We start from the raw sequence: 26,579 nt of genomic DNA, 5'->3' as shown, positions 1-26,579 counted from the left end.
AAGGAGTGACATAGGATATGTCTGTTGCAGGAAGCAAAAAAAGAGTCAAAGATCAGTCGTCTATCGAGGAGACGCTGCTGAACTTTCAGAAGGAACAGGAAAGAGCGCTAGGCTTGGATCAGCAAACTAAAAATCAATGGTTCGATCCCGTACCGCGGCAGTTTTTGGCCAAAGACAAATCAACCACGACTCTTCTTTTCGGGGGGCTGACAATGGCTCAGGATTATTTGGTCGAGGGAGCGCTGAAAGGGTTGGGGTATCGGGTGAAGCATATGGATTGTCCGGACAATGAGTCACTGCGTTTCGGCAAAGAGTTCGGCAACCGCGGACAGTGCAATCCGACGTACTTCACGGTAGGCAATTTGATCAAATACCTGCATCACCTGCGAGATGTAGAAGGGAAATCAAAGGAAGAGATTATCGGCAACTATTTGTTCGTTACAAGCGGTTCCTGCGGTCCATGCCGCTTCGGCACCTATGTTACGGAGTACCGGAAAGCTTTGCGCGATGCGGGGTTCGACGGATTTCGGGTTCTCATTTTCCAGCAGACGGACGGTTTGAAGCAGGCGACCGGCGGCGAATCGGCGTTAAAATTGGATACCGCGTTTTTTCTCAGCTTTCTGAAAGCCGTTCTCCTGGGAGACATTTTGAATGCGCTCGCTTATCGTATCCGTCCTTATGAAGTGGAAGCCGGGTCGACGGATGCCGCGCTTGAACGGTGCAAGCAATATATATATGAAGCGCTGAGCAAGCGCAAATGGCTGAGACCGGCATTGCTCAGAAGCCGCAAGGAACTGCAGGCCGTTCGGGTAGACCGGACCAAAGTCAAACCGAAAGTAAGCATTATCGGAGAGTTTTGGGCCATGACTACCGAGGGAGACGGGAACTATCAACTGCAGCGTTTCCTGGAAAATGAAGGAGCCGAGGTGGAAGTGCAATCGATGATGGCATGGATCTTGTTCCTGATCTGGTCCGGGCGCTTCGATACGATGAAGCGGATGAACCTTCGCAATGCCGATTCCGGGAAATATGGCCTGGAAGGAAAAAATCCACATATGCGTTTGCGGATGCTATGGCTCGCCGATCGCGTTCTTCGCGTGATGTTCCAAATGTATGCCAAAACCATCGGACTGTATCGCTATCACCTGCCCGACATGGAAGAGATTGCTCGGGTCGCCCATGAGCATTACAATAATCATCTGCGTGGCGGAGAGGGCCATATGGAGGTTGGGAAGCTGATCTTGAACGTCAAGAAGCGGAAAGTCAACATGACTATCTCCGTCAAGCCGTTTGGCTGCATGCCGTCTTCCGGCGTATCCGACGGGATTCAATCCCTGATCACCGAGAAATATCCCGACGCCATCTTTCTGCCGATCGAAACCACGGGGGACGGGGCGATCAACGTACAAAGCCGTGTGCAGATGATGCTGTTTAAAGCCAAACAGGCGGCGCAGAAAGAATTTGACGATGCGTTGTCGAATAGAAGTATTACAGCTGAACAACTTCAAAAAATAATGGGTCATTCGAACTTTACCCGTCCGTTGCAAACAAGCCGTCATGTTGTCGCATGCACGGCGGCGAATGGGGTATATGGCCTACGCGGGTTATTCAATGGGTTTCCTTTGCGACGAAACAAAGGTGAAATTCAGGAGGCGTAGCAGTTGGACTGCTTTACAGGCTCTAGTTTTACGACTAGGGTCTTTTTCTTGTAGTATTATCGATGCCAACTCCCATTACGATGGAAAGTTCGTTTCAATTCTCGACGGCTCCAACATCCGGAAATCAAAATCAAAAGAACACAAATGAGAAGGGGATTCATGCGTTTCACGATATAAACTCCTTTCAACTTCAATAGGAAAAGATAATACCTCCATATAGTCGTTGTAGAAACGGAAGCCATTGATGCGATGTTGAAGACCACCGGAAGGCTTTTTTTAAAATACACCGAGCGTATGAAGATGGCAAAGTGATTTCATACTAAAGACACGATAAAAAGGCCACTCCGCATGCAGCTTTTTGTTATAAGAAAGTTTGTTTAATTCCATTTTCGACTGGGGGGAATTGCAGCATGAAAAAAAGCGTGTTCTTACTTTGCCTCTTCGCTATTTTGCTTGTATGGATTACACCAATAGGCGCATTGGAGCAAGATGTTTCTTTGAAAACGGCTTTTATTAGAAACAACGATCTTTGGACCAAAATCGGTAATCAGGAAAAACAAGTAACGCAAGGGAATTACATTCGAAACCCAAAGTGGTCGTTCGACGGGAAGTGGCTCACTTTTACTAAAGGGAAGGAACAAAATGAAGTTTGGCTTTATCATACCGTTAACGGCAGCATTCATTTAGCGGGTCAAGGAAGAAACGCACAGTGGGCTCCTAAACAAAACATACTGGCTTTTCAAACAAACGGATTTCTAACTGTAATATATGCTGACGAACCAGATAAGCACAAAGTGAAACTCGTCGTAGAAGAAATGGGAAACTATTCGTGGATGCCGGACGGAAGTGGCTTTTTAGTCTCTACTGTCGCAAAAATTCTCTCGGATGGCAAATGGAAGGATATTGAATTGTATAAAATTGTGCTAGACGCGAGCTCGAATATGCCGAAAAAACAGCTGTTTTGCAGCATTCCCAGCGAATTGGAAGGTTTCTTCGCCGTTATGACGAGCCCGTTCAAATGGTCCCCGGACGGAAAATGGATCGCTTTCATCGCTAAACCAACAGCCTCGTTGTCCGCTGACGCAAATACGTTATGTTTTCTATCATCGGATGCGCGTTCGTTTGTGAAAGCAGGACAGATGCTCGACCAAATCGAATGGTTTGATTGGGCTCCGAAAAGTGGCTTATTTGCCTATATTGAAGGGGCTGGTCGGTTAGCAACCCTAAATAAACGGCTAACTGTCGTAAAGGATATCCCTTTCCTTCAGCAAAAATCCTATACGCCAGCAGGTTATGTCGATAATGACTTCGCATGGCAGGATGATCAGACAATCATCACTTCGAGAGCAAAGGAAGCCGAATGGTCCAGTGACGAGAGCCAACGGCCGATGCCTTTTTTGGTACGAGTTGATCTTACTATTGGTCAACAGACTCAACTCAATTCGCCGCCTGCCAAAAACGGAGATTACTTACCAGTGTTTGTTCAAAACGATCGTAAGCTTTCATGGGTGCGCACGAACCGGAACACAGCGGAAGTGATGTTGGCTGCACCGTACGGGAAACATCCAAAAACATGGATACGCCCATTGACCTTGGGTTCCAATTTCTACGAACGGTGGAATTGGAGCGAAGTGATCCATTTTTATTAAGAAATTCCGGCCTTCGCTAATCAGACACTAAGCCATCATGGCACCAACCCTTTTTGATAGCCATAAAACCGATTCATAGATCTCCTCTTGATTCGTTGTTGACAAGCTGAACATTTCTAGATCCGCAGACCTTGGTTATTTGTTGGGTACTAATCTTGCTGGATATTGAGTAAACATCTTAATATTACGGGGAGACCATTGGGGAAAGGACTCGATATTTTTAAAAGCGATACAGTTTAATGTCAGCATACCACAATATGCATTCTGCAAAGCGTTTGGGTCGCTTGTTCCATCCATTTATGTTGGACGATTGTCATGTACTCGTTATCAAGACGTCCCTGAACCAAAGTTACCCGATGAAGAATGGGGTAAGAGTCAAAGTAAAGTACGGCGGTATTTGCGGCAGCGATTGAACCTTATTTTTCTTCACGACAGCCCGGCTGCTTCGATCCCTTGGTCACCCACCAATTCCCGTTGGATCAATATCGGAATGCCATTGCCACTGCATCGGGGAAGGGAAAATCGAAGGCAATGAAAGTTGTTTTTGAACTGTAAAAGGGGGGGAATACATGAATTTTGCCATTGCAGGCGAATTGAGAAGCCCATCTTTGAAATGGTTTGCTGCGGGATTGAAAAGAAAGTTGATGGATAATGGATACCACTATTGCGAGGAACCTGTAAATGATATTCGTTTTGTATTAAACTTTGTGGACACCGATCATTTAAAACCCTTTCGCAGGAAAGCACAAGCTACATTTTCAGTAGCGGTTGCCGAAACACATGAACCTCCCCATGACATTTTGAGGTCAGCTTACCCCGTACTCATCCGTACGCTTTCCAATCTGTTGATCTATATCATACATACGCCTGACGGACATTGTAACACTTATTTCATCACGCTTGAACAAGGATGTTATTTTGTGCCGTTTGAACAAGATAACGATGAATTGTTTTTTATGAAGGTGATGGAAAGATTAAATCCATTGGCATCCTCCCGGTTAGTTATCAATAATGAGTTCCACCACGATCTGCCTCCAGATTTATGGGATGGCGACGAGATAACTGCACAGATACATAAAGCAGGCAAACAATTGGATGCCCTGAACCTTTTGCCGGCTCCTTTTCCTTTGGAGGAACTCCTCTCGTCTCAAGATTTACGGCACGTAAAACGACTATACGGAATCGGTGGCTTGAGTTATGGCAATCTAAGCGCACGCAAAGATGACCGGCAATTCTGGATGAGTGCAAGCGGAGTAAACAAAGGGGACATGAGAATTATTGGGCGGGATATCCTATTGGTAATGGGTTACAATGCCGAACGAACGGCAATGCTTCTGAATGTGCCTTCGAACATCGAACCTCACCGGGTATCCGTCGATGCCATTGAACACTGGATGATTTATATGCAGCATCCCGAAGTAGGGGCAATCGTCCATGTTCATGCTTGGATGGATGGAATTCCATCCACAGAAATCAATTACCCTTGCGGGACGTGGGAATTGGCAAAAGCCGTTTCCGATCTGGTCAATCGATCGGAAGATCCGGCAAGAGCCATTATCGGGTTGAAGAACCACGGTTTAACGATTACGGGCCCTAATCTTGATGAGATTTTTCAACGTATAGAGGGGCGCATCGTCCGGCAAATCCCTATGACATAGGACCATTTTCGATTCATTCTGATCCATGAGAACAAGCTTCTCATGGTTTTTTTATGTTTACCCGTACGAACAATCAAAGACGGGAACTTAACCATTGAAAAATGGATTCAACCGCTTCATCCTTGCGATGTTCATTCAAAGGGCAGTGACCACCATCTTCGAAAAAAATGGAGTGTTTATCACTTGCAGGAATAGCTTTCATAAATAGCTCTATATGTTTCGAGTCTGCCACGGAATCTTGCAGGCCATAAAGGCATAATGTCGGTACATGAAATTGATTCACTTCAGTAAAAGCCCGGGCTTCGTGACGCAATAACTCCGTGATCCAACGCGGAGTGTACTGTATCGTAGCTGAAGGATTGCTCAAAAGTTCAGAGGTCCAACTCGGCAAATGCGCTTTTAACCAACGCAACTTTTTTAAGGATTCATTCCATCTGATTAATTCAAGCGGAAAGCTTGGAGTTAGTCTGGATAAAAGCTGAGCGCATTTTTGAAAAAAGTAGGGAATTCTGATATGTACTCCTAATGCAGGTGATGATAAGATGACCCCGGCCAATTTATCGATCGCCTTAGTAAAGTGTTGAACATATCGAATGATGATGAGACCGCCAAAACTATGACCAAAGAGATAGATTGGGATTTCTGGAACTTGCTTTTCAAAGTAGTCTATCAATTGATCGAGGTCGTCCAAGTAAGTTTGAAACTGATGAATGTGACCACGCTGTCCATCTGATTGTCCGAACCCCCGAAGATCGGGAGCGACAAAAGCAAATTTCCTCTTTGAGCTTTCCGTACCGATTTCAAAATAGCGACTTGAATCCTCTCCTGCACCATGAATAAAAATCAAGAGGCCACGAGGATTCATCGGAAACCAAGAACGAAAATTCAATTTGAAATCATGTCCTTCTTTCAGTGAATACGTGCTGATGTTGCAATCGTTACCCATGAAGTCCTCCTAATCCGTGTCATCAGGTGAGAAGTTCCATAATAGATAGGGCTCCGGCAAGCGGATTGAGTTTTTGCTGGTACTGTTCCATGTTGCTGTGCAGGAATTCGAATGGTTTAGGAGAAGAGAGCAGCTTGTGAATCCAATGGTCCACCTCATCCTGATGATTGATTCGGATCGCCAATTCCTGATTGACCAAATGATTGGAATTATATTCTTCATGGCCGGGAATGGGTTGGAATATTAGCATCGGAACTCCTTTACTCAATGCTTCGAAGCACGTTATTCCACCTGGTTTTGTAATTAACAGATCCGCTGCATCCAGTAGCGTATCGATCATATCGACAAAGCCTAAAATCACGATATGTGGATGTTGAAAGTGTTTGTTGCATTGTAAGGTAAACCTTAGAGAATCATTGTACCCCGTACAAATCAATATCTGAACGAACTCCCTCCATTTGATAAGCGAATGGGCAAGTTCCTGAATTCCGCCCAACCCCAATCCTCCACCCATGATCATTACGGTAGGCAGATCTTTTAAATGTAATCTTCTTCTTGCCTCCTGCTTGTCGGTCTTCTGCCAGAAGTTTGATTTAATCGGTATTCCCGTCACTGCAATCCGATCATTAGGAACTCCCATCTGAAGTAATTGCAGGCGAACATCATCGTTGGATACGAGATACAGATCTACCTCGGGTTGAACCCAGACTCCGTGTACGTGAAAATCGGTGATCACTGTACAGAGGCGAATCGGATTGCCCATTTTTTTTAACCGGGCCAATGATGAACTGTTAAACGGATGTGTACAGATGACCAAATCGGGTTGGATGTGGTCCAACACTTGTTCAAGGTTGCGATGAAACAACTGGTAGATTGTGAACTGAAGCCATTGCGAAATCGGCTGGCTTTGTTTCGACTCATAGATTTTTTTCCATAACACAGGATATGTCGTAATCAATTTCTTATACGAGCGAAAGAAGAAAGCCGTTCTCGTCGGATGAAGCATCTTGCCGATTTCAACAATTTGCGTATGAATGGACGGTTCCAAATGCGCAATGCCTTGCGCCAATGCTTCTGCCGCTTTGGTGTGTCCACTGCCAAATAACTCGGAGAGAATTAATATCTTTTTTTGCATAATTCCTCCCTAGCCCCTGAAGTTTCTAAGCTAGTATGGTACGATTTAGCGAAAATTATACATGGTTCGAAAAACGAACCGTAAGGCCTATCCGCTTGGTATACACTACCGGCAATTCGGAAAAAGTAGAGGAGATGGATAGGAGGAATTCGTCGTATGTATCTATTTATTGTGAACAGACTGTCCGGAAACGGCAAAGGGATGAAAGTATGGAGAAGAATTCAGCCGTTGCTTCACGAAAAACAAGTTCATTATAAAGTTGAGTTTTCAGGCAGCCCGTCCCATGCCGCGCTTCTTGTACAGCAATATAGGGAGGATAATGACGAAGTGAAAGCTTTTGTCATTGTAGGAGGTGACGGTACAATACAAAGTATTGCTCATGAAATAGCGGAAAGTAACGTTCCACTCGGTATCATACCTGCAGGGTCTGGCAATGATTTGGCTAGGGGACTGCACATTCCTTTAAACGCAAAAAAAGCGTTGGAGTACTTATTGGCTGGGACAGTGAAAAGAATAGATATTGCTCGGATTGGAAGCAAATGCTACACCACGGTTGTCGGAATCGGGATCGATGGGAAAATCGCACAGACCGTTAACCTATCACGTTATAAAAAATGGTTCAATCAATTGAGATTGGGCAATTTGTCGTACGTATTCAGCTTCATTCAGGTATTGTTGCGTTATAAGCCTGTCGATGTACGCATCAAAGTCGACGGTCAGGAAATGATCTATTCCGATGTCTGGCTAATCGCCGTCGCCAATTTTCCTAACTACGCTGGTGGAATGAAGATTTGCCCAGAAGCTTCTTATACAGACGGTTTTTTTCATATTTGCATCGTTCAAGGAATTTCACGTTGGACGTTAATGAAAATATTTCCCAATGTATTTCGCGGCAATCACATTTTTCATCCAGCCGTAACCACTTTGCAAGGAAGAAACGTAGAAGTCTATACGGAATCACCGATGATAGCGCATGGAGATGGGGAAATGATCGGAGAGACACCTCTTGAAGTGACCGTTTCCCAGGATGCGATTCATGTGATTTACAATCCACAGTTCATCTGAGCATAAAAAACGAATAATTATAAAATCAAGGTTGCAAAATAACAAGGTAAACGGATTACATGGAGGTTTTAGCATGGTGAAAAAACGGAATAAAATAGTGACGGAAACAACGAATGATGCTGTAAATAACGGAATAGAAATAGGGGCAGATGCTGCAAATGATGGAATTGAAACAGTAGCAGATGCAGTACAAGATGCAGTGCAAACCGTCGGGGAAATGACGAAAGCTACTGTAGATCGAACCGTGAAATCAGCAAATAATTTAGTTAATCCATCCTTGGATGAAGATATTCAAGATAGAACTTTACAAAAATAATGATCAAAGACTCTAACATTTAATCTTAAGGTTAGAGTCTTTTTAATCTGTGAAGGCAAAATCGGGAAGCGTTAAGGTTGCCTTCAAAGGCAAATGGTCCGATGCTCTAGGTATATTTCTCATCACTTCAACGGAAGCAGTACGTATGTGGCGGCTGACAAAAATGTAGTCTAATTGTATCATGGGCCGGAACGAAGGGAAGGTATAGCACGGAGTTGGATGTGGCATACCACAAACGTCCGCCAATATTTCATTCATTTTGTGCCATAATCTCGTTCCAGGTCTTAGATTCAAATCTCCCGATAAAATAACAGGCTGGTCATTGTTTCTCAACTTCTTGATGATAAAATCAACTTGCCTTGACTTTAGTACCGGATTCAGGCTTAAATGAGTGACATAAAAGGTAAGAGGATGTCCATGGATGACTACGCAAGATTCCAATAATGTACGGCGTTCAAGTATCATGGAGGAAACATTCATAAGATGATTTTTGACATGAACAATCGGATAGCGGGATAGAATTGCATTTCCAAACTGTCGTATCATTTGTTTAGACGATGTTATGGTTACCGATTCACCAAAAGCGTGATACATATGCAACCGATTCGCCAACCAATCCAATTGATCGATATATCGGCTTCTTTGAGAGAAGCACCGATCCAATTCATTGAGACCGACGAGATCTGCTTCGCTATCCTCTATTACATGCGCGATTCGGCCCAGATCCAGTTTTCCATCTATTCCCTTGCCATGATGCATATTAAATGTAAGTATTTTTATTTCCATATCATACCTGCCTGTATGCTGAGACTGTTGATCCTCATTAACCTCGCAAAATTTCCATCATTCAATACATAATCATGGTTTCTGAATATAGCATATATCCCGTATTTAGAATCCAGCTTTTTCAACAGTCGCAGCCGTACTTTTTCGCCAGCATTTCTGTAGACATGACCAAGTATTTAGGCTTTTGCTTTCTCAATGTTTTTACCGGCTTCGACACCGACAAAAAGTGGATAGGCATCAAAGTGATCCATTTGAAGGCACGATAGAGCGGATTGTGAATATTTGCAACATTGAAACCCAATTGTCGGCAGCCTCGATGTAACATAGTAACACCTATGATGCCTTTAATTTCGTTGGATTTCGGATGCATTTGAATGTAACGGCACACACCCGGCAAAGACTGCTCGACAGACCGAGAAATGATTCGCCCCTTTTTGACATCATTGTTCAAAGGTAAAATTTCCTTCAACAAACGCACATTATAGAGATGAATTTTTACCAACAAATCATTATTTTTTATGCAAGTTCCATCAGTTAGCGTGATATCCCTGCCTTTATAACAGAGCAATCTCACCCTAAAGATATTGGGTTTGGCACGATCGATGTAAGTAAGACGACTCAATGAATAGTATATCGGATCGAGAATATTCCATATGGACAACAGATACATTTTTATTTTCATGTTTAATCCCCCCGATGATCTGTAAGTAATGATAATTTGGTTTCGTTACAAGGATTTTATAATGGGAAATAAAAGGGGGGGCTTGTATGAATTCCTTCATCGGGCGGTAAACTAATAAAAAAATGGGGATTGAACATGAAAAAAATTTTATTTCTGCCGTTTCTAACGATGCCGTCCGGACATCAACAAGTTGCGGATGCACTGATGGAATCCATTCGTTGCATTGATTCATCGATTGTTTGCGAAAAAGTCGATCTTTTTCATTACAGTTACAAAAAACTGGAATCGCTTGCATCTAGATTCTACATCAAATGGATTACGATTTTCCCAAAGACATACAGCTGGATCTATCGAAAAACAGTCTATAACGATCATCAAACCCAGCATCGTTATCCTATATACGAGCGGTTATTTCTAAAACAGATGCAACGCTTGCTTGCCGAAAAACAACCTGATTTACTGGTATGTACGCATGCGCTTCCTTCTTATATAGCAAGCCGCCTTATACGGAATAATCTTCTGTGCATTCCGGTAATCAATGCGTATACCGATTTTTTTGTTAACGACGTATGGGGAGGGAAAGAAATTGAGTTTCACTTTGCACCCGATCCGTACATCAAACAAATGCTTCTCGATAAAGGAATAGGTGAGCATCAAATCTTTATAACAGGGATTCCGGTTCACCCCAAAATAACCAAGCGAAATCATCGGAGCAGAGATAAAACGTCGTATTCTGTCTTGATAACCGGAGGCAGTCATGGCATCGGGGCGATAAAATCGTTACTCAAAAAGGTGGATCGGATAAAGAACGTACAGTTTTATGTATTATGCGGCAACAACAAAAAATTGTACCGCCAAATCAAGAAAGGGTATCCGCATGTCACTCCAATGACTTATATTCAGTCAAGAGCGGAAATGAATGCATTATACGATCGGATGGATGGAGTATTGACGAAGCCAGGGGGAGTGACCGTTAGCGAAAGCATTTACAAAAGGATTCCGATTTTTATTTACGACGCTTTACCCGGTCAAGAAGAGATCAATCTGGATCATTTGAAGCGGTTGGGTCTGGTTTATCATGTGGATGTCAGAAGCAAAAGAGCAGATATAGAAGAGCAGCTCCTTGGTGTATTGGCTTCCGAACAGTCTCTCCAGCAGTTGCAAGACAATCTTTTTCGATATCATGGTCAGATGACAAAGCATCATCTTGTCTTAACGATGGAGCATATCATTCATCATGCCTTTACCATATGATCCGGCTTCTGAATAACGATAACTTCGATTAGAGATGATATTACCGTTACTCTCGTGATTTATATAGAAAATGAAATCAGTGAAGGATAAGATTAAGATGAAAAAAGTGATTTTTTTGTTGGTCGACTCCATGATGCCGACAATTTTCGAAGACTGCATGAGACATAAGACGGTACCGGCGTTACAGTTTTTAAAGGACCAAGGCAGATATTGGCCAGATTGCGTGACGGTGTTTCCTACAATGACGGCAACGGTTGATAGTTCTTTATTAACGGGTGTATTTCCTGATGTCCACCGGATTCCGGGACTTGTCTGGTATGATCCGGAAGAAAAATCAATTGTGAATTACGTTAACGGACCCCAGTGCATTTGGAAGCTGGGACTGTCGAAGTGTGCAAAGAATGTTCTGTATAACCTGAATGAGAAGCACCTAAGCAAAAAAGTGAGCACGTTATTTGAGGAGCTGGCCTCCATGGGTAAGACATCTGCTTCAATTAATGCGATTGTTCATCGAGGCATGAAAAAACATCATGTACGGCTTCCTTTCCTCATGAATATGTCAACGAGGTTCGGACTTAAAGACGATATATCGGGTCCTGATGTCTTGACATTGGGTGCCATGGTACACACGGATCTCCATCGCAATATCCCGGAACGCTTACGCGGAATGAGACAGAAGTATGGCATCAACGATTCGTATGCCGTCAGTGCGGCAAAGTCTCTCATCGAATCACAAAACCAACCGGATTTCATGCTGGTGTATCTTCCGGACAATGACCATGAAGTGCATAAGAAAAACCCCGCTCACGCGGAAGAACCCTTAATCCGGGTAGATCGTCATATCCAAAATATTTTAAGCAGCTTTGGTTCTTGGGACGAGGCAGTAAAGCAGTGCATTTTCATTGTAACGAGCGATCACGGGCAGACGCGCATCGGGAAGGAAGAAGGGTTCAATATTGATCTGGACAAGCTGCTGGAATCTTTTCGCGTCCTTAAATTAGGTGAAGCGGTAAGCAGCCATGATCTGGTCGTGTGCAACAATGAACGAATGGCTTATGTTTATCCCTTAAGACAGGATAAAGAGCCGGATATTATAGACCAGTTAGTCTTGGAATCACGGATTGATCTCATCGCTTGGAAAGAGAAGCAAGGGGTCACCGTAAAAGAGGGAGGGTCCGGCAGGACAATTTATTTTGAACCTAACGGTCCGAACAAGGATATTTACGGCTCGACGTGGACGGTTACAGGCGAGTGGTTAACGTTGGACTTATGGAATTATGACGGCATCGTGACATACGGAGACTATCCCGATGTACTTTCCAGATTATATGGAGCCTTATATTCTCAAGACATTCCGATGATTGTGATTACCGCCCGACCTAGATATGAATTCAAAAGCCGGTTTTATCCCCTTCATTTAAATGGCGGCAGTCATGGCTCGTTGCATAAATACGATTCGATAATTCCGCTGATAATAACAGGAACGGAACATCCTATTAAGGAACCGCCCCGGCTGGTCGATTTAAAACAATATATTCTTGATCTTTTTTAGCCTCACTTCTTTGAAATGAGGCTTTTGCTATGGCGCATTATGCTGCAGCAGCATACGCTCTGCATTTTTCCATAACGACGATGTAATAGGAAATGAATTAAGTGGAAATAATAACCTCGTTGTGTGAACTGACCAAAAACCATGAATCAAGGAAAGGATCAATTTAAAAGTGAAGAAATTGTTAATACCTGAGCACGATTATGCCAAACCTAAACAGCCATTAAAATGCCAGCAGTGTATTTGGGGGCAATGGGATGGTTTAAAACAATTTTGTTCGAAAATTGCATGTATAAAAGAATAGTAGTGAAATTACGTGACAGTCGTTACATAACTAACAAAATAATAAGTCCCGACAGGTTACCCTATCGGGACTTCGTGTATTTAATAATGCATAAAAAAAGATACTGAAAATCATCTGAACAATCCGCGCAACTTTACTATATTAGTCACAATTGCAGACATGACTGCAACAAGATACCAATATACAACAGTGCTTGTGACAGTGACATTTTCGTTTCTTGCAATTGCAACAATGGCAACAATTGCAACAATGGCAACAATCGCAAAAGCGTTTTGAATGGCAATCGCATCTCATAAAAGTATTCCTCCTTTCAATACTAATCTATGTTCAAAAACAAAAGATGCTTGTCTAATAACCTAGTTCTTTTCGCTTAGTTTGCAACTAAAGGTATAAAGAAAATGTATAATTCTTGTCTGAAGGATGATTTTTTTCATTGTCGCTTTGATTGCTTCTGTAAATGTAGGTATTACTTTATGGGATGAAACAAAACCAAAGTGTGTTTAATCACCCGACGAGCTATTACGGAGTCGCTGTTGAAATTAGGAAAAAAGCCTTTTTAAAGAGACAGTTGGTAATCGAATTAGAATAACTGATTATTCCTTAAACAAAAAGTAGAACACAAAATGTTGCAAGCTAATATATTTCACGACTATAAAATGATAGTGTCACAAAATCGCATTTTGAGATTGTTATATAGGTATACGAGAAAGGAGGTGATCTCTTGCAGCCTACCATCCCCGGGGAAGCGGAAGGAAAAAGGAATGCAATTGAAGCGGTTGTAGCACAGGTCCAAGCAGGAGACACACAGACATACCAAGCGATCATTATCCAGTTTGAACGGCAAATGTATACTTACTGCTACTATATTCTGAAGGATCATATGGAGACGGAAGATGCCGTTCAAGAGATCTTTATTCGCGCCTATGAAAATCTTCATCAGTACAGCAGACAAGTATCCTTCTCTGCTTGGCTGTATAAGATAGCCTACCATCATTTAATCAATATGAAGAAAAAGCAGAGCCGCTGGCTCAAGCTGATCGAACATTATAAAGAGCAGCAGCCTGCGCTGCAAATCTCACGCCGCGAGTCAGTGGTCTATGAGCTTTTGACTTATCTTACAACGGAAGAGCGTCATATTTTACTTCTTAAGGCGGTAGAACAGTACACCTTTGAGGAAATAAGCGAAATCATGGGCCTCAAGTCCGCCACAATACGGAAAAAATATGAACGATTGCGTCGAAAACTGATGGAACGTACAAGCCAAAAAGGAGAGATGGCACATGGGACATTGGCCGAAACAAACGGAATTCGCTGAAATGGATGCAATAGAACAAATGATTCGTGAATCGTCATTACCAAACAAAAGCAGGAGTGATCAAATTATGAATAAAATTGGAGAGAGTGAATTGACAGCAAGATCTTCGAAACGAAAACCAAATATAATGAGAAGAACCGTCTTGGTTGCATCTGTCGCAGCAGTACTAGGTGGAGGTGTGATCGGCACGGGATTTGTATCGCCGGCAATGGCTGCAACATTACAAAATATCCCAATGATCGGCGGCCTTTTTAAAGGAATGAGCAAAGAAGCTCTGGATACTGCCTTTAACCAGGGAATCGTATCTGAACCCGACCTGAGTGTAACCCATGATGGAATAACGCTGAAGTTAGCCAGTTTGCTCTACGATGGAACCCGTTTATCCTTCGTGTTGGAGCGTGAAGGGGCAGATTTGCCGCCAACTGCTGCTTATTCATATCTATCTGAAGAGGGGTTCAAGGGAGAAATTATCGATCCTGACTTTGAGAAACAACCGATTCATCTTAAAGGGTATATTAAAAGTCCAACCATTCTTGTTAACGGACAAGAGATTGAATATGAGAGCGGCAACTTCGGGGATTATCCTGTAGGGGACAATGTTGCTTATATAGTTGAATTGACACATGGCTTGAAATTGCCTGACCAATTCGAGCTCACGATTCAGGCGGATGTCACACAGGTGAATGAAACCTTTGAATTCAAAACTCCCGTGAAGATAGAGAATAACTCGCTTGTGTTGAAGCCGGAGGTCTCCAAATCGGACGGACAGTTCAGTTATACCGTCAAGGAACTGGTTAGTTCGCCAGTGTCTACCCGTCTCGTTCTGGACAGTAACGGCCCGGTTCCAAAATCTCCGGAGCAAACGGGCGATTACAGCGCCAGCATGGTCTATTATGAGCTTGTGGACGACAAAGGAAATGTCCTGCAACCAGCTAGATTCGAGTACTTCTGGAGCGAACCCAAAACAGAATATCACATTGATCAACTGTTTGCTCCTTTTGACTGCAATACGAAATCGATCACGATCAAGCCGTTTACCCTTACGGTGAAAACCAAGGATTGGAAGGTTGTCGGCGGCAATGACAAGAATAGAACCTATCTGAAAGATCTGGAAGTGACCATTCCTATAAAAAAATAGCAAAAAATAGAGAGGCTGTCCTGAAAGTGAACTGCACCCCGTCAAGTAGACAGTACAAAAAATAAAAATTAATTAAGCGGCTTTGGTCCTGAATTCCATCGGACTGAGGCCGTTTAGTTTTGCTTGTAATCGTTCGTAATTGTAAAAGTGGATGTAGGCCTGGATGTCCCTCTCGAGCTCCTCAAAGGTATGATAGGTGTGTAAATAATACTTCTCACATTTTAGAGTTCCCCAGAAAGATTCCATTGGACCGTTATCGATACATCGTCCAACACGGGACATACTCTGAGTCATTTTGTTGTCGTCCAAGAGCTTCTTGAAGTCCAGAGAGGTATATTGGAAACCCCGGTCGCTATGAAGCATGGGCTTGCTTCTTGGTGCTTCTTGCAAGGCCCGTTTCAACGTCTGAAATACAAGAGGATTGTTATTGGAACGCCCGAATACATAGGAGACGATGGATTTATCATGAAGGTCGAGAATAGCGCTTAGATACGCTTTTTGGCCATTGCCGTACTTGAATTCCGTCACATCCGTAACCCACTTTTCATTTGGCGCATCTGCCGTGAATTTGCGGTTCAGCACGTTCTCCGCCACCTGCTGTGGAGTGGATCTCGCATATCTCTTTTTCTTCCTCCGGATGACGGATTGAATTCCTTGTATCTTCATCAGCCGGTACACGCGCTTTTGGTTAATCGTTTTTCCCGTTTGGCGGCGCATGTGCAACGTCAATTGACGGTATCCAAAGGTACGCTCGGCTTTCTCATAAATGGACATCATGACATGCGTCAGTTCTGCATTTTCCTGCTCATGCGAACTGGGCTTGCGATTTAGCCACTTGTAATAGCTTGAACGTGAAATGCCTGCAATTTCACACAGAAGCTGAACGCTGAACAACGCTTCTTCCTGAAGCGCTTGAATAGCAAGATAGACGTTCTCTTGACGGTATTGGCTTAGCTTCGCCTCCTTTGGAATTCCCGTAACTTTTTTAGAAATGCATTCTCCGCCCGAAGCCGCTCGATTTCATATTCCATCTTTTTCATCTCGAGTTTTTGACGATCGGCCTCTGTTAATTCCTCCGGCGCTTTCTTTCTTCCCCGACCATCCTTTAACGCATCATGACCGCCCTCTTCAAACTTCTTCACCCATTGGTAGACTTGCTGGTAGGAGACCTGAAAATGGTCCGCTGTCTTACGGTAGTCATGCTGATGAGCAAGACAGTATTGCACAATATCGATCCGTTCCTGCCAAGTCGTTGAACGCCCCTTCGTCATTGCTTTCGCTCCTCCTGAATAAGCTTTTAAGCTGCTATGACGATTATACTCCTTAATCCAGTTGGAAAGCTGCGTTCTGCTTGCAATCTTGTATTTATCGATGATCTGATATTGGGACAATCCTCCCTCTATGTAATCCTTCACCGCTTGGAGCTTAAGCTCAGCACTATAACTTCGATTATGGTTTTGTTTTTCTAACCCCTCATAACCATACACCTTGTAACGACGATGCCATTTCACCAAAGTCGTTTTGCTGATACCGTATTTCTTAGCTGCAGCCTTAACACCAATTTCGCCACTTTCGATTTCACCAATGATAACGAGTTTCTCTGACGCATCATATTTTTTATTAGGCATAAAAAAGCTCCCCTTACACAGGCTTTATTATTTCACCTGTCTACCGTAAGGGCAATGTCATTAAGTTAACTACTTTAGAATCCCGATTGCCACAAGATTTATGGTAATTGGGATTTCTCTATTGATTAGGTAGACATAAAAAATACTTCACAAAAAGAAAAAAACACTTGACAAAGCTGGGGAATCGGCGTCCAATCCTTAAAGACACTTTTCAAGGAGGAACGCTGAATGAAAACGACGCTTAGACCTTCAAAAATCAAGGAAATTTTATCAAACAATATCAAATCAATGGCAGCTACACTGGATGACTATGTTAGGAGACCTGGTCACGACTTTTCAAGAAACCGAAAACTAACTTTCGAGACTATGCTTCAAATGCTAATCGGTATGGGAGGGAATAGCCTTTGTAAGGAACTCTACGAATGGTTTTCTTTTTCTAAAGATACAGCATCGGTTTCAGCCTTTGTCCAACAACGCGAAAAAATATTGCCAAGCGCTATAGAAACCTTATTCCACAGATTTGTTGCATCATGCGATGAAAGCGTGTTGTTTAATGGGTATCGCTTATTTGCAGTAGATGGTACTGACTTACGACTGCCTACAAATCCGAACGATTCAGAATCGTACATGAAAAATGAGAGCAATACTAAGGGGTATAATTTAGTCCATATTGACGCCATGTATGATTTGATGCGGCATGTTTATGTAGATGCGTCTGTCCAACGGAAAAAAGGGATGAACGAACACAAAGCCCTTGTCACTATGGTAGATCGATCTAATTATTCAGGAAAAGTCATAGTTATAGCAGACCGAGGCTATGAATCTTTTAATAATATAGCCCATTTTCAGGAAAAATCATGGAATTACATTATACGTTCAAAGGAGTCTTACGGAATCATTTCTAAGTTAGCTGTACCAGACCAGGCCGAGTTTGATATCCAAGTCACACTGTCGCTAACAAGACGACAAACTAAGCAAACCTTGTCCTTGTTGAAAAAAGACCCTGTCCGATATCGTTGGATACAGCCACATACAACATTTGATTATCTTTATCCAAAAGATGATCGCCTATACGATTTGTGCTTCAGAGTTGTCCGCTTTGCCATTTCTGATGTATCATATGAAACAGTTTTTACAAATTTAGATTCCGGGAATTTCCCGCCTGATACAATTAAAGAACTCTACAATAGGCGTTGGGGCATAGAGACCTCCTTCCGAGAACTCAAATATGCTGTAGGGCTAGTGAATCTACATAGTAAAAAGCCGAGTTCCATGCTACAAGAAGTATTTTCTCGTTTCATCCTTTACAACTTCTCTGCCTTAATTGCACATCAAGCTCAGATTCCCAATGAAGCAACCAAGCGAATCAACTTCTCGGCTGCGATGCTTATTTGTAGGCAATATTTTAGGGATAAACTCTCAGAAGATAGTCTTCTTGATCTGATTGCAAAACATCTATCTCTAATACGGAAAGGCAGAAAATTCCCACGATTCCAAAACCCAATATCTGCTGTTGGGTTTACCTGTAGGGTATCATAGACAACTCCAAGTTGAGAGTGACTACGTCACAGATGCAGGTAGTGCATCTGTATTTGTCATGCCAGAAATATAAAATTAGCGGACGACTAAGCTTATAGTCATTCACCAATTTTACATCCGCAGGTCATTACTCTATTAACTTAATGACATTGACCGTAAGGGGAGCATATCAAAGTCATCAAAGATGACGAGGGGACAGCCTTTTACTTCTTTTTTAAAACAAAAAGAAGTGAAACTTTGGTAAAATGGGAATCGAGTAACCATTCAGAAGGGCTTCTTTTGTATATTCATATAATATAGAGGGCCTTGCATTATTTGGAGACACTGCTTCGAATCATTATTGGCAAAGGAGGGGGTCTGGCATGCAAATGGCATTACATTTGATGGACCCGTGGTTAATCGAAAAATCAATAAACTTTAGGGGTGGATTTGGCCTTCACCTTGACAAAGTCCGCTGTGCAATGGAACTGATGTCTGAATTTAGTGCATCAAGGGCATGGGAATGAGACTAGACGGTTCAAAATTCCATGGCAGTTATTTTGAAAGCTTCCATACCTGCGCTAACGCTAAGCTGTACAGTAAATATTCACGGAAAAGCACACCGAGCGTAATTTTCATAGCCGGATTGGGAGATAGCTGCGAGACCTGGAATGAGGTCCAAGACCGGATATCGGAGGAAACATCAACCTTTTCCTATGACAGGGCGGGTGCTGGCAGGAGCCAAGCGGTGTCTGTCCCACGGACTTGCCATAGTCTGGTCGAGGAGCTCTCCGAATTGTTGCTGGCGCTTGACGTGGAACCGCCCTATATATTAGTGGGACATTCTTTTGGCGGTTTGGTCGCCAGATTGTATGCAAGCCTTTATCCGGAGCTCATTTCTGGAATGGTCCTGGTTGACGCTGCGCCCGAATATAAAGAGCTTGCGTATGAAAAGGTTTTGCCTGAAAAGCTGGTTGCAGGGAATAGGGAATATTTTGAAAATCCGATGTTGAATAGTGAGAAGATCGATAAGGTACAGAGCTATAAGCAAATCGTTGATCATTCCCGACAAAGTGACATTCCTCTCTCCATTATTACGAGAGGATTACCCGATAAGGATGACGAGGAATGGCCCTGTCTGGAAATACTCGGAATCGAGCAAAGGCTGCAAGCCGAATTCCAGCGGCTGTCAACGTCAAGCAAACACCGGATTGCCGGCCGCAGCGGACATTATATTCATCACGATGAACCGGAAATTGTGATAGAGGAGATTATGGTAATGTTGAAGGGGATGGGAAAGTGAGCGATTACAAGGATGAAATTCATGCTGGAGCTGCAGCAGCGTTGTGCAGACGATTTACGGTGTGGTCGAACGCTTGATGTAATAGCGGAGCGCCTCCAACTGCAATTATACATTTGAGAATTCCCTTTTTGCGTGTTTTGTCACGCTGAACTGCAAAAGAGCAGTTTACATTCATGTATTCGCACAAATAATGGCAATCCCTGCTGTTTGAAATGCACATTTGCAGTTCAACCGCCTAAAAGGGTGCCATTTCGCAAAAACAACTGCCAAAATGCAGTTCGCCCGCTTTCTCCTATAAAATCGCCCAACAATAGTCACATCTGAGGCTGAAATCTCTCCTTTGAATCTGATAAGCGGCTTGCTCCCAGAACGCTCCCTGCTTGCTTATCTCCGCAGAAATCATCTATACTGTGCTTGGCTGGCTGCTATAGTCTGATCAATATGTGAAAGAGCAGAGGTAAATGATGGAGTTTATTGGTATTGCAAAACAGTTTCTCATTTTGTTCGGCAAGGAACGGAATAAGTAAGTGCACCGTCACTACAGCATCCAATTGCTTATTCCGACCGGTCAAATGGAACTGAATGGACAGGTTACGGCAGCGCAAGTGCTCGTGAACAGCAATGTCAAACATATCGCGTACGGAAATGACGACATGGCGGCTACGACTCGTTTATGGAAGAATTTATTTTGCCAATCATGTCCTTGAAAGATCTGGGATATGACATGATTATATTCGAGGGCCCGGGTCAAGGCGGGGCACTCATCAATGGGTTGAAACTCATCCATGACTGGGAAAAACCAGTTTCCGTTCTGTTAGATTATTTTCAAATCGAGCAAGCCACTATACTGGGCATTTCCTGGGGCGGTTATCTGTGCCTGCGGGCAGCGGCTTTCGAGAAAAGAATTGACAGCGTGATTTGCTTCGATATTTTCTACTGTGGAATGGACGCGCTCATGCACAGGTTGACAGCTGAAGAAAGAGGCAAGCTTGATTATTTCTTGGAGCGGGACGCGAAGGGCAAAATCAATAAGTATTTCTACTCGATGATGAAACGGAGCATCGACATAGAGTGGAAAATTACCAAAGGAATGTATAATACAGGGGCAGACAGCCTGTTCGATTTTCTAAAAGCCGTACAATTGCATACGATGGCGGGCATCGAGCATTTGATTGATCAAGACTTATTGCTTCTGGCCGGGGAAGAAGATCAATACGTTCCTATCGAGCGTATGGCGCTTTTGGAAAAGAATCTAACCAACGCCAAATCCATTGCCAAAAAGATCTTCACCCGCGAAACAGGCGGCGAACAGCATTGCCAGGCCGGCAGAATGGATCTGGCAATTGCCGAAATGGTTGCATTTCTTCAAAGATAACGAAGCGGCATCACAGACTATTAAACTGCGTAATCATGTATAGGGTGGAGTTAAAAGGAATTGATATTTTGGAGCCGAGCGGCTCCTTTTTTATTTCCTGTGTTGCCCGGCATAGGCAAGGGAAGGGGAGCCTGCTGACCCCATTCAACTTGATGAATCTGTCCCTTTACATAGGGTTATTTTATCATTACTCTGTTATACAGTTCGAATAGGTAATGAAAACCAAATAACTTGAAAAAAGATAAAGGAGATGTGCGAGCTTATATGCAGCAAAACAGTATTTTCGATTTAAGCAGTGAGGAACGACAGGAATTAGGGGCCTATCTTCTCGGGCAAATAGACTACTATTTATCTCATACGGATGAGGTCGATGTCTCACCTGAGTTAAACCTTGACTCTATCGTCCAGCATGCCCGAAAATTCAGCTTCGATCATCCAATCCCGGCTCGGGAAGCGATAGATCATACCATGGAAGGTTTGATGCAATATCAGGTTCATACGCCGCATCCGCGATATTTTGGATTGTTTAACCCGCGCCCGAACTTTATGGGGATTATCGCAGATATGATAACGGCGGCGTATAATCCGCAGCTTGCAGCGTGGAGCCATGCGCCAATCGCGGTTGAAATCGAAAATTATGTATGGAAGGAGTTTGCCTCCAAATTTGGATTTCATGATGAACATTCGGACGGGACATTTACAACGGGCGGAGCTGAAGCGAACCTGACGGCTTTATTGACAGCTCTTATGCATCATTTTCCGGAGTACGCCAGAAAGGGCTTGATAGGCATAAACAGGAAGCCTATTCTGTATGCTTCCGCGGAAAGTCATCATTCTCTTGTCAAAGCAGCCCGTTCCTGCGGGTTGGGGACGGATTCGATTCATCTCATTCAGACGAACGCCTCCTTGCAAATGGATACGAAAATCCTTGAAAAACAAATAGAAGAGGATCGTTCAAACGGACTATACCCTTTCATGGTTGTTGCTACAGGTGGAACAACAGGGGCTGGAGCAATCGATCCCATACACGACATAGCTGATCTTGCGAACCGCGAGAAGCTTTGGCTGCATGTGGATGCCGCCTATGGCGGAGCAGCACTGTTTGATCCGGGATTGTTTGAACGGCTGCATGGAATTCATCGGGCCGATTCCATTACGTTTGATGCGCATAAATGGTTGTCTGTGCCGATGGGCGCGGGCATTTACTTAACTCGGCATAAAGATATTTTGAATAAGACATTCAGCATAACAGCGGATTATATGCCTAAAGAAGGGGGCGAGCTGGAAACAAACGATCCATACACCCACTCTATTCAATGGTCCCGCCGATTCATCGGTTTGAAAGTATACCTGTCGCTATTGACAGCAGGTTGGGAAGGTTATCGCAAAATGATTCAACATCAGGTTGCCATGGGCAATCTGCTACGAAAAGAACTGATAAAGTCGAACTGGACGATTATGAATGATACCGTCTTTCCCGTGGTTTGTTTTACAGATTCCAACCGGCATGTGAGCAGCGACCCCGACTTTGTTCCCTATATCGGAAATCAAATCGTGCGCTCGGGACAAGCCTGGATCTCTATATATGGAATGAACAAGACTCAGACGTTAAGAGCATGTATTACGAATTACGATACAACCGAACAAGATGTGATGGTGCTAGTGGAATTGTTGAACCGGGCCAGAAACGAATTTCTGGAAAACAAACAGACCAATGCCTCTGTGGCTTTGGTCGAGAAATCAGAATAAGGAAGGGCCGGTGCATCTATCCGATCAATCCTATGTGTCCGGGCGCTTCAATCACTCGTCATCATTGTCGGCCGTGGCTGATAAGCGATGCGGTTTAAGTGGCGTTTGAGCGTTCGGACTGCAAAAATACATCTTATTCGGCGAGTTCTCTATGATTTTGCATTTGTACTGCAAAAGTGCATGTGATTCCCCAAAAAATTCCCTAAATCCCCAGTAATGAAGATTTGAACTGCATAAATGCAGTCCAAACGCATGAAAGGCACGATGTTAGCCAATTGTAATGTATTTTTGCAGTTGGAGTGTGCCTTGCCATTTGCAAAAACCGGACTACTTTCCTCCAAGCATCCAGTACGGCCGGGGCTAAATCGCGGGCCACCGATTCAGCCCTTTATCGATCGCGCAACCTTTCCCTAAAATTTTTAATATTCAATTCTGTCGGATATTGTAGTTTTTCGTTGTTTCTCTATTAACTTGGTGTAATCACATATTTTATCCCGGCGAAAAGGGGGGGGAAGCAATGATTCATTTCCATCAGATCAATAAACATTACGGTGATTACCACGTGCTGAAGGATATTAATTTATCAATTAATCAAGGTGAAGTTGTAGTCGTTATCGGACCGAGCGGTTCTGGAAAAAGCACGATGGTACGCTGTATTAACCGTTTGGAGTTGGTTACGGACGGCGAGTTGATTGTAGACGGCATACGAGTAAACGACAAGTCCACCGACATTAATCGATTGCGCCGGAATATCGGGATGGTGTTCCAGCATTTCAACTTGTACCCGCATAAAACGGTGCTGCAAAACATTACTCTCGCGCCCACTAGAGTAGCCGCAATGTCTAAACAGGAAGCGGAACAGGCGGCGATGTTGTACCTGGAGAAAGTAGGCATCGCCGATAAAGCGGATGCTTTTCCGTCTCAGTTGTCCGGTGGCCAGCAGCAGCGCGTCGCCATCGCGCGGGGGCTGGCGATGAAACCTAAAATCATGCTGTTCGATGAGCCTACTTCGGCACTGGACCCGGAAACCATCGGAGAAGTGCTGGATGTGATGAGAACGCTGGCGCGGGAAGGAATGACGATGGTTGTCGTCACTCACGAGATGGGCTTTGCCAAAGAAGTGGCGGACCGTGTCGTATTTATGGATCAAGGGAGGATTATTGAAGAGGCGGAACCGGAACAATTTTTTTCTAACCCGCGTGAAGAGCGGGCGCGGATGTTCCTCAGTCGGATATTGAACCACTAATAGAGGTTGTTCAATAAGTCCGCTTTTGATCACGCATTAATAAAAAAAGGAGAGTTCTGCATGAAACGTTGGAGCAAAGCAATCGGTATAGCATTAGCCGCCGCATTATTTGTAAGCGCTTTATCAGGGTGCGTAAAACAGGCTTCCGAAGAGGAAGGAACGATTGCCAAGATTAAAAAGCAAGGGAAAGTCATTGCGGGCGTGAAGTATGACTTGAATCTGTTCGGACTAAAGGATCCGGCTACCGGGCAAGTGCAGGGCTTGGACATAGACATCGCGAAGCGGGTTGCGAAGAAAGTTCTCGGGGACGAAAATGCAATCGAATTTATGGAGGTTACGTCAAAAACTCGAATTCCAATGCTTAAAAACGGTGATATCGATATGATCGTTGCGACAATGACGATTACGGAAGAACGGAAAAAAGAGATCGATTTCTCGGATGTTTATTTTAGGGCAGGCCAATCGCTGCTTGTACCTGCTGACAGCCCGCTCAACTCCATCAAAGATTTGACGAAGGATTCAAAAGTACTGACCGCAAAAGGTTCAACATCCGCAAAAAACGTTCGCGAGGCGGCGCCGGACGCGCAAATTCTGGAATTTGAAAACTATGCCGAGGCGTTTACGGCATTAAAAGCCGGCCAAGGCTCCGCATTGACGACAGATAATGCCCTGCTTTACGGAATGGCGCAGCAAGACAATAACTTTCGCGTCCTGGATGAGACTTTCACAGAAGAGCCTTATGGCATCGGAATCCGAAAAGGCGATGGGGAGTTTGCGCAATTGATCAACGATACATTAAAAGAGCTAACGGACAGCGGCGAATACGCTCAAATTTATGAGAAATGGATCGGCAAAAAACCGAACTGAACGCAAACGCCGAGGGGATAAGCGCTGGCCGCTCGTCTCCTCTTTTCTTTTTTTAATGAAACTAACAAATCCAGGGAGGCAAAAATATGTTTATCCATTTTTCGGTCCTTGCCGAGCATCTCGACCGCTACTTGATCGGATTGGGGGGGACCGTTGCAGCAAGCGTTATTTCTCTCATTGCGAGCTTTATTCTTGGCGCCATCATTGCGGTATTCCGCATTACCCCCGTGAAGCCGCTTCAATGGATCGGCACCGCCTATGTCGAGTTTATCCGCAATATTCCGCTCATGCTGATCGCATTTTTTGTTCTGGTCGGACTTCCGCTCTTGACGGGTGCTGTTCTTGTGCCGTTTGTATCCGGCCTGACCGCATTGACTGTGTACACTTCCGCCTTTATTGCGGAAGCGATCCGCGCCGGAATTCAGGCTGTTCCCAAAGGACAGATGGAAGCGGCCCGCTCTTCCGGATTAACCTATATTCAAGCTATGCGGCACGTCATCATGCCGCAGGCCGTCAAATTGGTCATTCCGCCATTAGGCAACCAATTTTTGAACCTGGTTAAAAATTCTTCCATATTTACGATATTATCGGCATCAGATCTAATGTATCAAGCCGATTTAATTAATTCGGATACATTTGACACGTTCAGCACATACATTTTTGCCGCAGTGTTTTACTTGATCTTGACGGTCCCGCTTAGTTTCGGCATCCGCCACCTGGAACAGAGGTCTCAGAACGTAAAGGGAGTTGAGGCGTAATGGATTTTATCGGAGCACTGTCCCCTGTAAATATACAGTTTTTGCTAAACGGGTTTCTTATTACAATCGAGGTTGCCCTTATATCCATTGCGGTCAGCTTTATAATCAGCGTGCTCGTGGGTACGGTCCGGTACGCAAAAGTGCCTGTGCTGGGCAAGTTATTCGCAATTATGGTAGAGACCATCCGCAACCTGCCGCTTCTCTTGATTATCTTTTTTACCTACTTTGCCCTGCCGGAGATCGGTATCAAGCTTGATAAATTTACTGCGGCGGTAATTGCGCTTGTCATCTTCGAGTCAGCCATGATCTCCGAGATCGTGCGGGGCGGACTGAACTCAGTCGAGAAGGGCCTCATTGAAGCAGGACGTTCTTCCGGATTAACGGCTGTGCAGACACTTAGACATATCGTGCTTCCAATCGCATTGCGCCGCATGGTGCCGCCAATGGTGAGCCAATTCATCTCGCTGCTGAAAGATACGTCTTTAGCGGTTGTCATTGCCCTGCCGGAATTGATGAACCATGTGCAGATCATCAACGGACATAATATCAATTACGTCATACCGACGTTTCTGTTTGCCGCTCTGCTTTATTTTGCGATCAATTATGTGCTCTCGATCGCTTCGCGCAAGCTTGAAAATAAACATTCCTGAAAATGGTTGTTTTGCGCGACAAAATGTCCC

At 43.9% G+C, this 26,579-nt stretch carries 24 protein-coding genes; 18 read left to right on the top strand and 6 right to left on the bottom strand.

Annotation, left to right across the window (positions count from 1 at the left end; translation table 11 throughout):
* Positions 1 to 17 precede the first annotated feature (17 nt).
* From JSQ80_RS02400 to JSQ80_RS02390, 3 genes are all read left to right on the top strand, one after another.
* The gene (locus JSQ80_RS02400; protein ID WP_206094214.1) at positions 18 to 1,658 is read left to right on the top strand and encodes a 2-hydroxyglutaryl-CoA dehydratase; all 1,641 of its coding nucleotides are present in this window, start codon (positions 18 to 20) and stop codon (positions 1,656 to 1,658) included.
* Between the two features lie 410 nt (positions 1,659 to 2,068).
* Positions 2,069 to 3,307: a TolB family protein gene (locus tag JSQ80_RS02395; protein WP_206094213.1), complete on the top strand. Its 1,239-nt coding sequence runs from the start codon at positions 2,069 to 2,071 to the stop codon at positions 3,305 to 3,307.
* A gap of 569 nt (positions 3,308 to 3,876) precedes the next feature.
* Entirely contained in the window at positions 3,877 to 4,965 is a 1,089-nt protein-coding gene (locus JSQ80_RS02390) for a class II aldolase/adducin family protein (RefSeq protein ID WP_206094212.1), read from the top strand.
* Between the two features lie 73 nt (positions 4,966 to 5,038).
* Here JSQ80_RS02390 and JSQ80_RS02385 read toward each other — a convergent pair whose 3' ends face one another.
* Positions 5,039 to 5,911, bottom strand: a complete 873-nt coding sequence (locus JSQ80_RS02385; protein WP_206094211.1) for an alpha/beta fold hydrolase — start codon at positions 5,909 to 5,911, stop codon at positions 5,039 to 5,041.
* A gap of 22 nt (positions 5,912 to 5,933) precedes the next feature.
* Positions 5,934 to 7,046, bottom strand: coding sequence for an MGDG synthase family glycosyltransferase (locus JSQ80_RS02380; protein WP_206094210.1), 1,113 nt, complete (start codon positions 7,044 to 7,046; stop codon positions 5,934 to 5,936).
* A gap of 156 nt (positions 7,047 to 7,202) precedes the next feature.
* On the opposite strand from JSQ80_RS02380, the gene JSQ80_RS02375 reads away from it, so the two are divergent.
* Together JSQ80_RS02375 and JSQ80_RS02370 are read left to right on the top strand one after the other, a co-directional pair.
* Positions 7,203 to 8,111, top strand: a complete 909-nt coding sequence (locus JSQ80_RS02375; RefSeq protein WP_206094209.1) for a diacylglycerol/lipid kinase family protein — start codon at positions 7,203 to 7,205, stop codon at positions 8,109 to 8,111.
* A gap of 73 nt (positions 8,112 to 8,184) precedes the next feature.
* Positions 8,185 to 8,427: a hypothetical protein gene (locus JSQ80_RS02370; RefSeq protein WP_206094208.1), complete on the top strand. Its 243-nt coding sequence runs from the start codon at positions 8,185 to 8,187 to the stop codon at positions 8,425 to 8,427.
* A 42-nt stretch (positions 8,428 to 8,469) separates the two neighbouring features.
* Here the strand turns inward: JSQ80_RS02370 and JSQ80_RS02365 are convergent, their stop codons facing one another.
* Complete coding sequence (locus tag JSQ80_RS02365; RefSeq protein WP_206094207.1) at positions 8,470 to 9,213, bottom strand: endonuclease/exonuclease/phosphatase family protein; 744 nt, start codon at positions 9,211 to 9,213, stop codon at positions 8,470 to 8,472.
* 121 nt (positions 9,214 to 9,334) lie between these two features.
* Positions 9,335 to 9,895: a YkoP family protein gene (locus JSQ80_RS02360; RefSeq protein ID WP_240463483.1), complete on the bottom strand. Its 561-nt coding sequence runs from the start codon at positions 9,893 to 9,895 to the stop codon at positions 9,335 to 9,337.
* A gap of 135 nt (positions 9,896 to 10,030) precedes the next feature.
* Between JSQ80_RS02360 and JSQ80_RS02355 the strand changes: the two genes are divergently transcribed.
* The 4 genes from JSQ80_RS02355 to JSQ80_RS02340 all read left to right on the top strand — a co-directional run bounded on the left by JSQ80_RS02355 (position 10,031) and on the right by JSQ80_RS02340 (position 15,455).
* Complete coding sequence (locus tag JSQ80_RS02355) at positions 10,031 to 11,149, top strand: MGDG synthase family glycosyltransferase (protein WP_206094206.1); 1,119 nt, start codon at positions 10,031 to 10,033, stop codon at positions 11,147 to 11,149.
* 97 nt (positions 11,150 to 11,246) lie between these two features.
* The gene (locus JSQ80_RS02350; RefSeq protein WP_206094205.1) at positions 11,247 to 12,701 is read left to right on the top strand and encodes an alkaline phosphatase family protein; all 1,455 of its coding nucleotides are present in this window, start codon (positions 11,247 to 11,249) and stop codon (positions 12,699 to 12,701) included.
* 1,022 nt (positions 12,702 to 13,723) lie between these two features.
* Positions 13,724 to 14,317 (top strand): RNA polymerase sigma factor, encoded by a 594-nt coding sequence (locus JSQ80_RS02345; RefSeq protein ID WP_206094204.1) that lies wholly within the window; start codon positions 13,724 to 13,726, stop codon positions 14,315 to 14,317.
* Positions 14,283 to 15,455 (top strand): DUF4179 domain-containing protein, encoded by a 1,173-nt coding sequence (locus JSQ80_RS02340; protein WP_206094203.1) that lies wholly within the window; start codon positions 14,283 to 14,285, stop codon positions 15,453 to 15,455. Before JSQ80_RS02345 ends, JSQ80_RS02340 begins: the two co-directional genes overlap by 35 nt.
* A gap of 72 nt (positions 15,456 to 15,527) precedes the next feature.
* On the opposite strand, the gene JSQ80_RS02335 is transcribed toward JSQ80_RS02340, so the two are convergent.
* Together JSQ80_RS02335 and JSQ80_RS02330 are read right to left on the bottom strand one after the other, a co-directional pair.
* Complete coding sequence (locus JSQ80_RS02335) at positions 15,528 to 16,373, bottom strand: IS3 family transposase (protein ID WP_336245834.1); 846 nt, start codon at positions 16,371 to 16,373, stop codon at positions 15,528 to 15,530.
* Positions 16,374 to 16,405: 32 nt separating this feature from the next.
* Complete coding sequence (locus tag JSQ80_RS02330; RefSeq protein ID WP_206094202.1) at positions 16,406 to 17,083, bottom strand: helix-turn-helix domain-containing protein; 678 nt, start codon at positions 17,081 to 17,083, stop codon at positions 16,406 to 16,408.
* A 228-nt stretch (positions 17,084 to 17,311) separates the two neighbouring features.
* On the opposite strand from JSQ80_RS02330, the gene JSQ80_RS02325 reads away from it, so the two are divergent.
* The 9 genes from JSQ80_RS02325 (at position 17,312) to JSQ80_RS02285 (ending at position 26,549) form a co-directional block, all read left to right on the top strand.
* Positions 17,312 to 18,622: an IS4 family transposase gene (locus JSQ80_RS02325; protein ID WP_206094201.1), complete on the top strand. Its 1,311-nt coding sequence runs from the start codon at positions 17,312 to 17,314 to the stop codon at positions 18,620 to 18,622.
* A gap of 362 nt (positions 18,623 to 18,984) precedes the next feature.
* The gene (locus tag JSQ80_RS02320; protein ID WP_206094200.1) at positions 18,985 to 19,128 is read left to right on the top strand and encodes a hypothetical protein; all 144 of its coding nucleotides are present in this window, start codon (positions 18,985 to 18,987) and stop codon (positions 19,126 to 19,128) included.
* On the top strand, positions 19,125 to 19,904 hold the full coding sequence (locus tag JSQ80_RS02315; protein ID WP_206097445.1) for an alpha/beta fold hydrolase: 780 nt from the start codon (positions 19,125 to 19,127) through the stop codon (positions 19,902 to 19,904). The genes JSQ80_RS02320 and JSQ80_RS02315 overlap by 4 nt, the downstream gene beginning before the upstream one ends.
* Positions 19,905 to 20,601: 697 nt before the next feature.
* Positions 20,602 to 21,279, top strand: coding sequence for an alpha/beta fold hydrolase (locus tag JSQ80_RS02310; protein WP_336245833.1), 678 nt, complete (start codon positions 20,602 to 20,604; stop codon positions 21,277 to 21,279).
* A gap of 264 nt (positions 21,280 to 21,543) precedes the next feature.
* Positions 21,544 to 23,028: a pyridoxal phosphate-dependent decarboxylase family protein gene (locus JSQ80_RS02305; protein ID WP_206094198.1), complete on the top strand. Its 1,485-nt coding sequence runs from the start codon at positions 21,544 to 21,546 to the stop codon at positions 23,026 to 23,028.
* 517 nt (positions 23,029 to 23,545) lie between these two features.
* Positions 23,546 to 24,274: an amino acid ABC transporter ATP-binding protein gene (locus JSQ80_RS02300; RefSeq protein WP_206094197.1), complete on the top strand. Its 729-nt coding sequence runs from the start codon at positions 23,546 to 23,548 to the stop codon at positions 24,272 to 24,274.
* A gap of 60 nt (positions 24,275 to 24,334) precedes the next feature.
* On the top strand, positions 24,335 to 25,141 hold the full coding sequence (locus JSQ80_RS02295; protein ID WP_206094196.1) for a glutamate ABC transporter substrate-binding protein: 807 nt from the start codon (positions 24,335 to 24,337) through the stop codon (positions 25,139 to 25,141).
* 86 nt (positions 25,142 to 25,227) lie between these two features.
* Positions 25,228 to 25,899, top strand: a complete 672-nt coding sequence (locus JSQ80_RS02290) for an amino acid ABC transporter permease (RefSeq protein ID WP_087434236.1) — start codon at positions 25,228 to 25,230, stop codon at positions 25,897 to 25,899.
* On the top strand, positions 25,899 to 26,549 hold the full coding sequence (locus JSQ80_RS02285; RefSeq protein ID WP_206094195.1) for an amino acid ABC transporter permease: 651 nt from the start codon (positions 25,899 to 25,901) through the stop codon (positions 26,547 to 26,549). Before JSQ80_RS02290 ends, JSQ80_RS02285 begins: the two co-directional genes overlap by 1 nt.
* Positions 26,550 to 26,579: the final 30 nt, after the last annotated feature.

Source organism: Paenibacillus apiarius (genome assembly GCF_017052585.1).
Taxonomy (GTDB): Bacteria; Bacillota; Bacilli; order Paenibacillales; family Paenibacillaceae; genus Paenibacillus_B; species Paenibacillus_B apiarius.
This window is presented reverse-complemented; position numbering and strand designations above follow the sequence as displayed.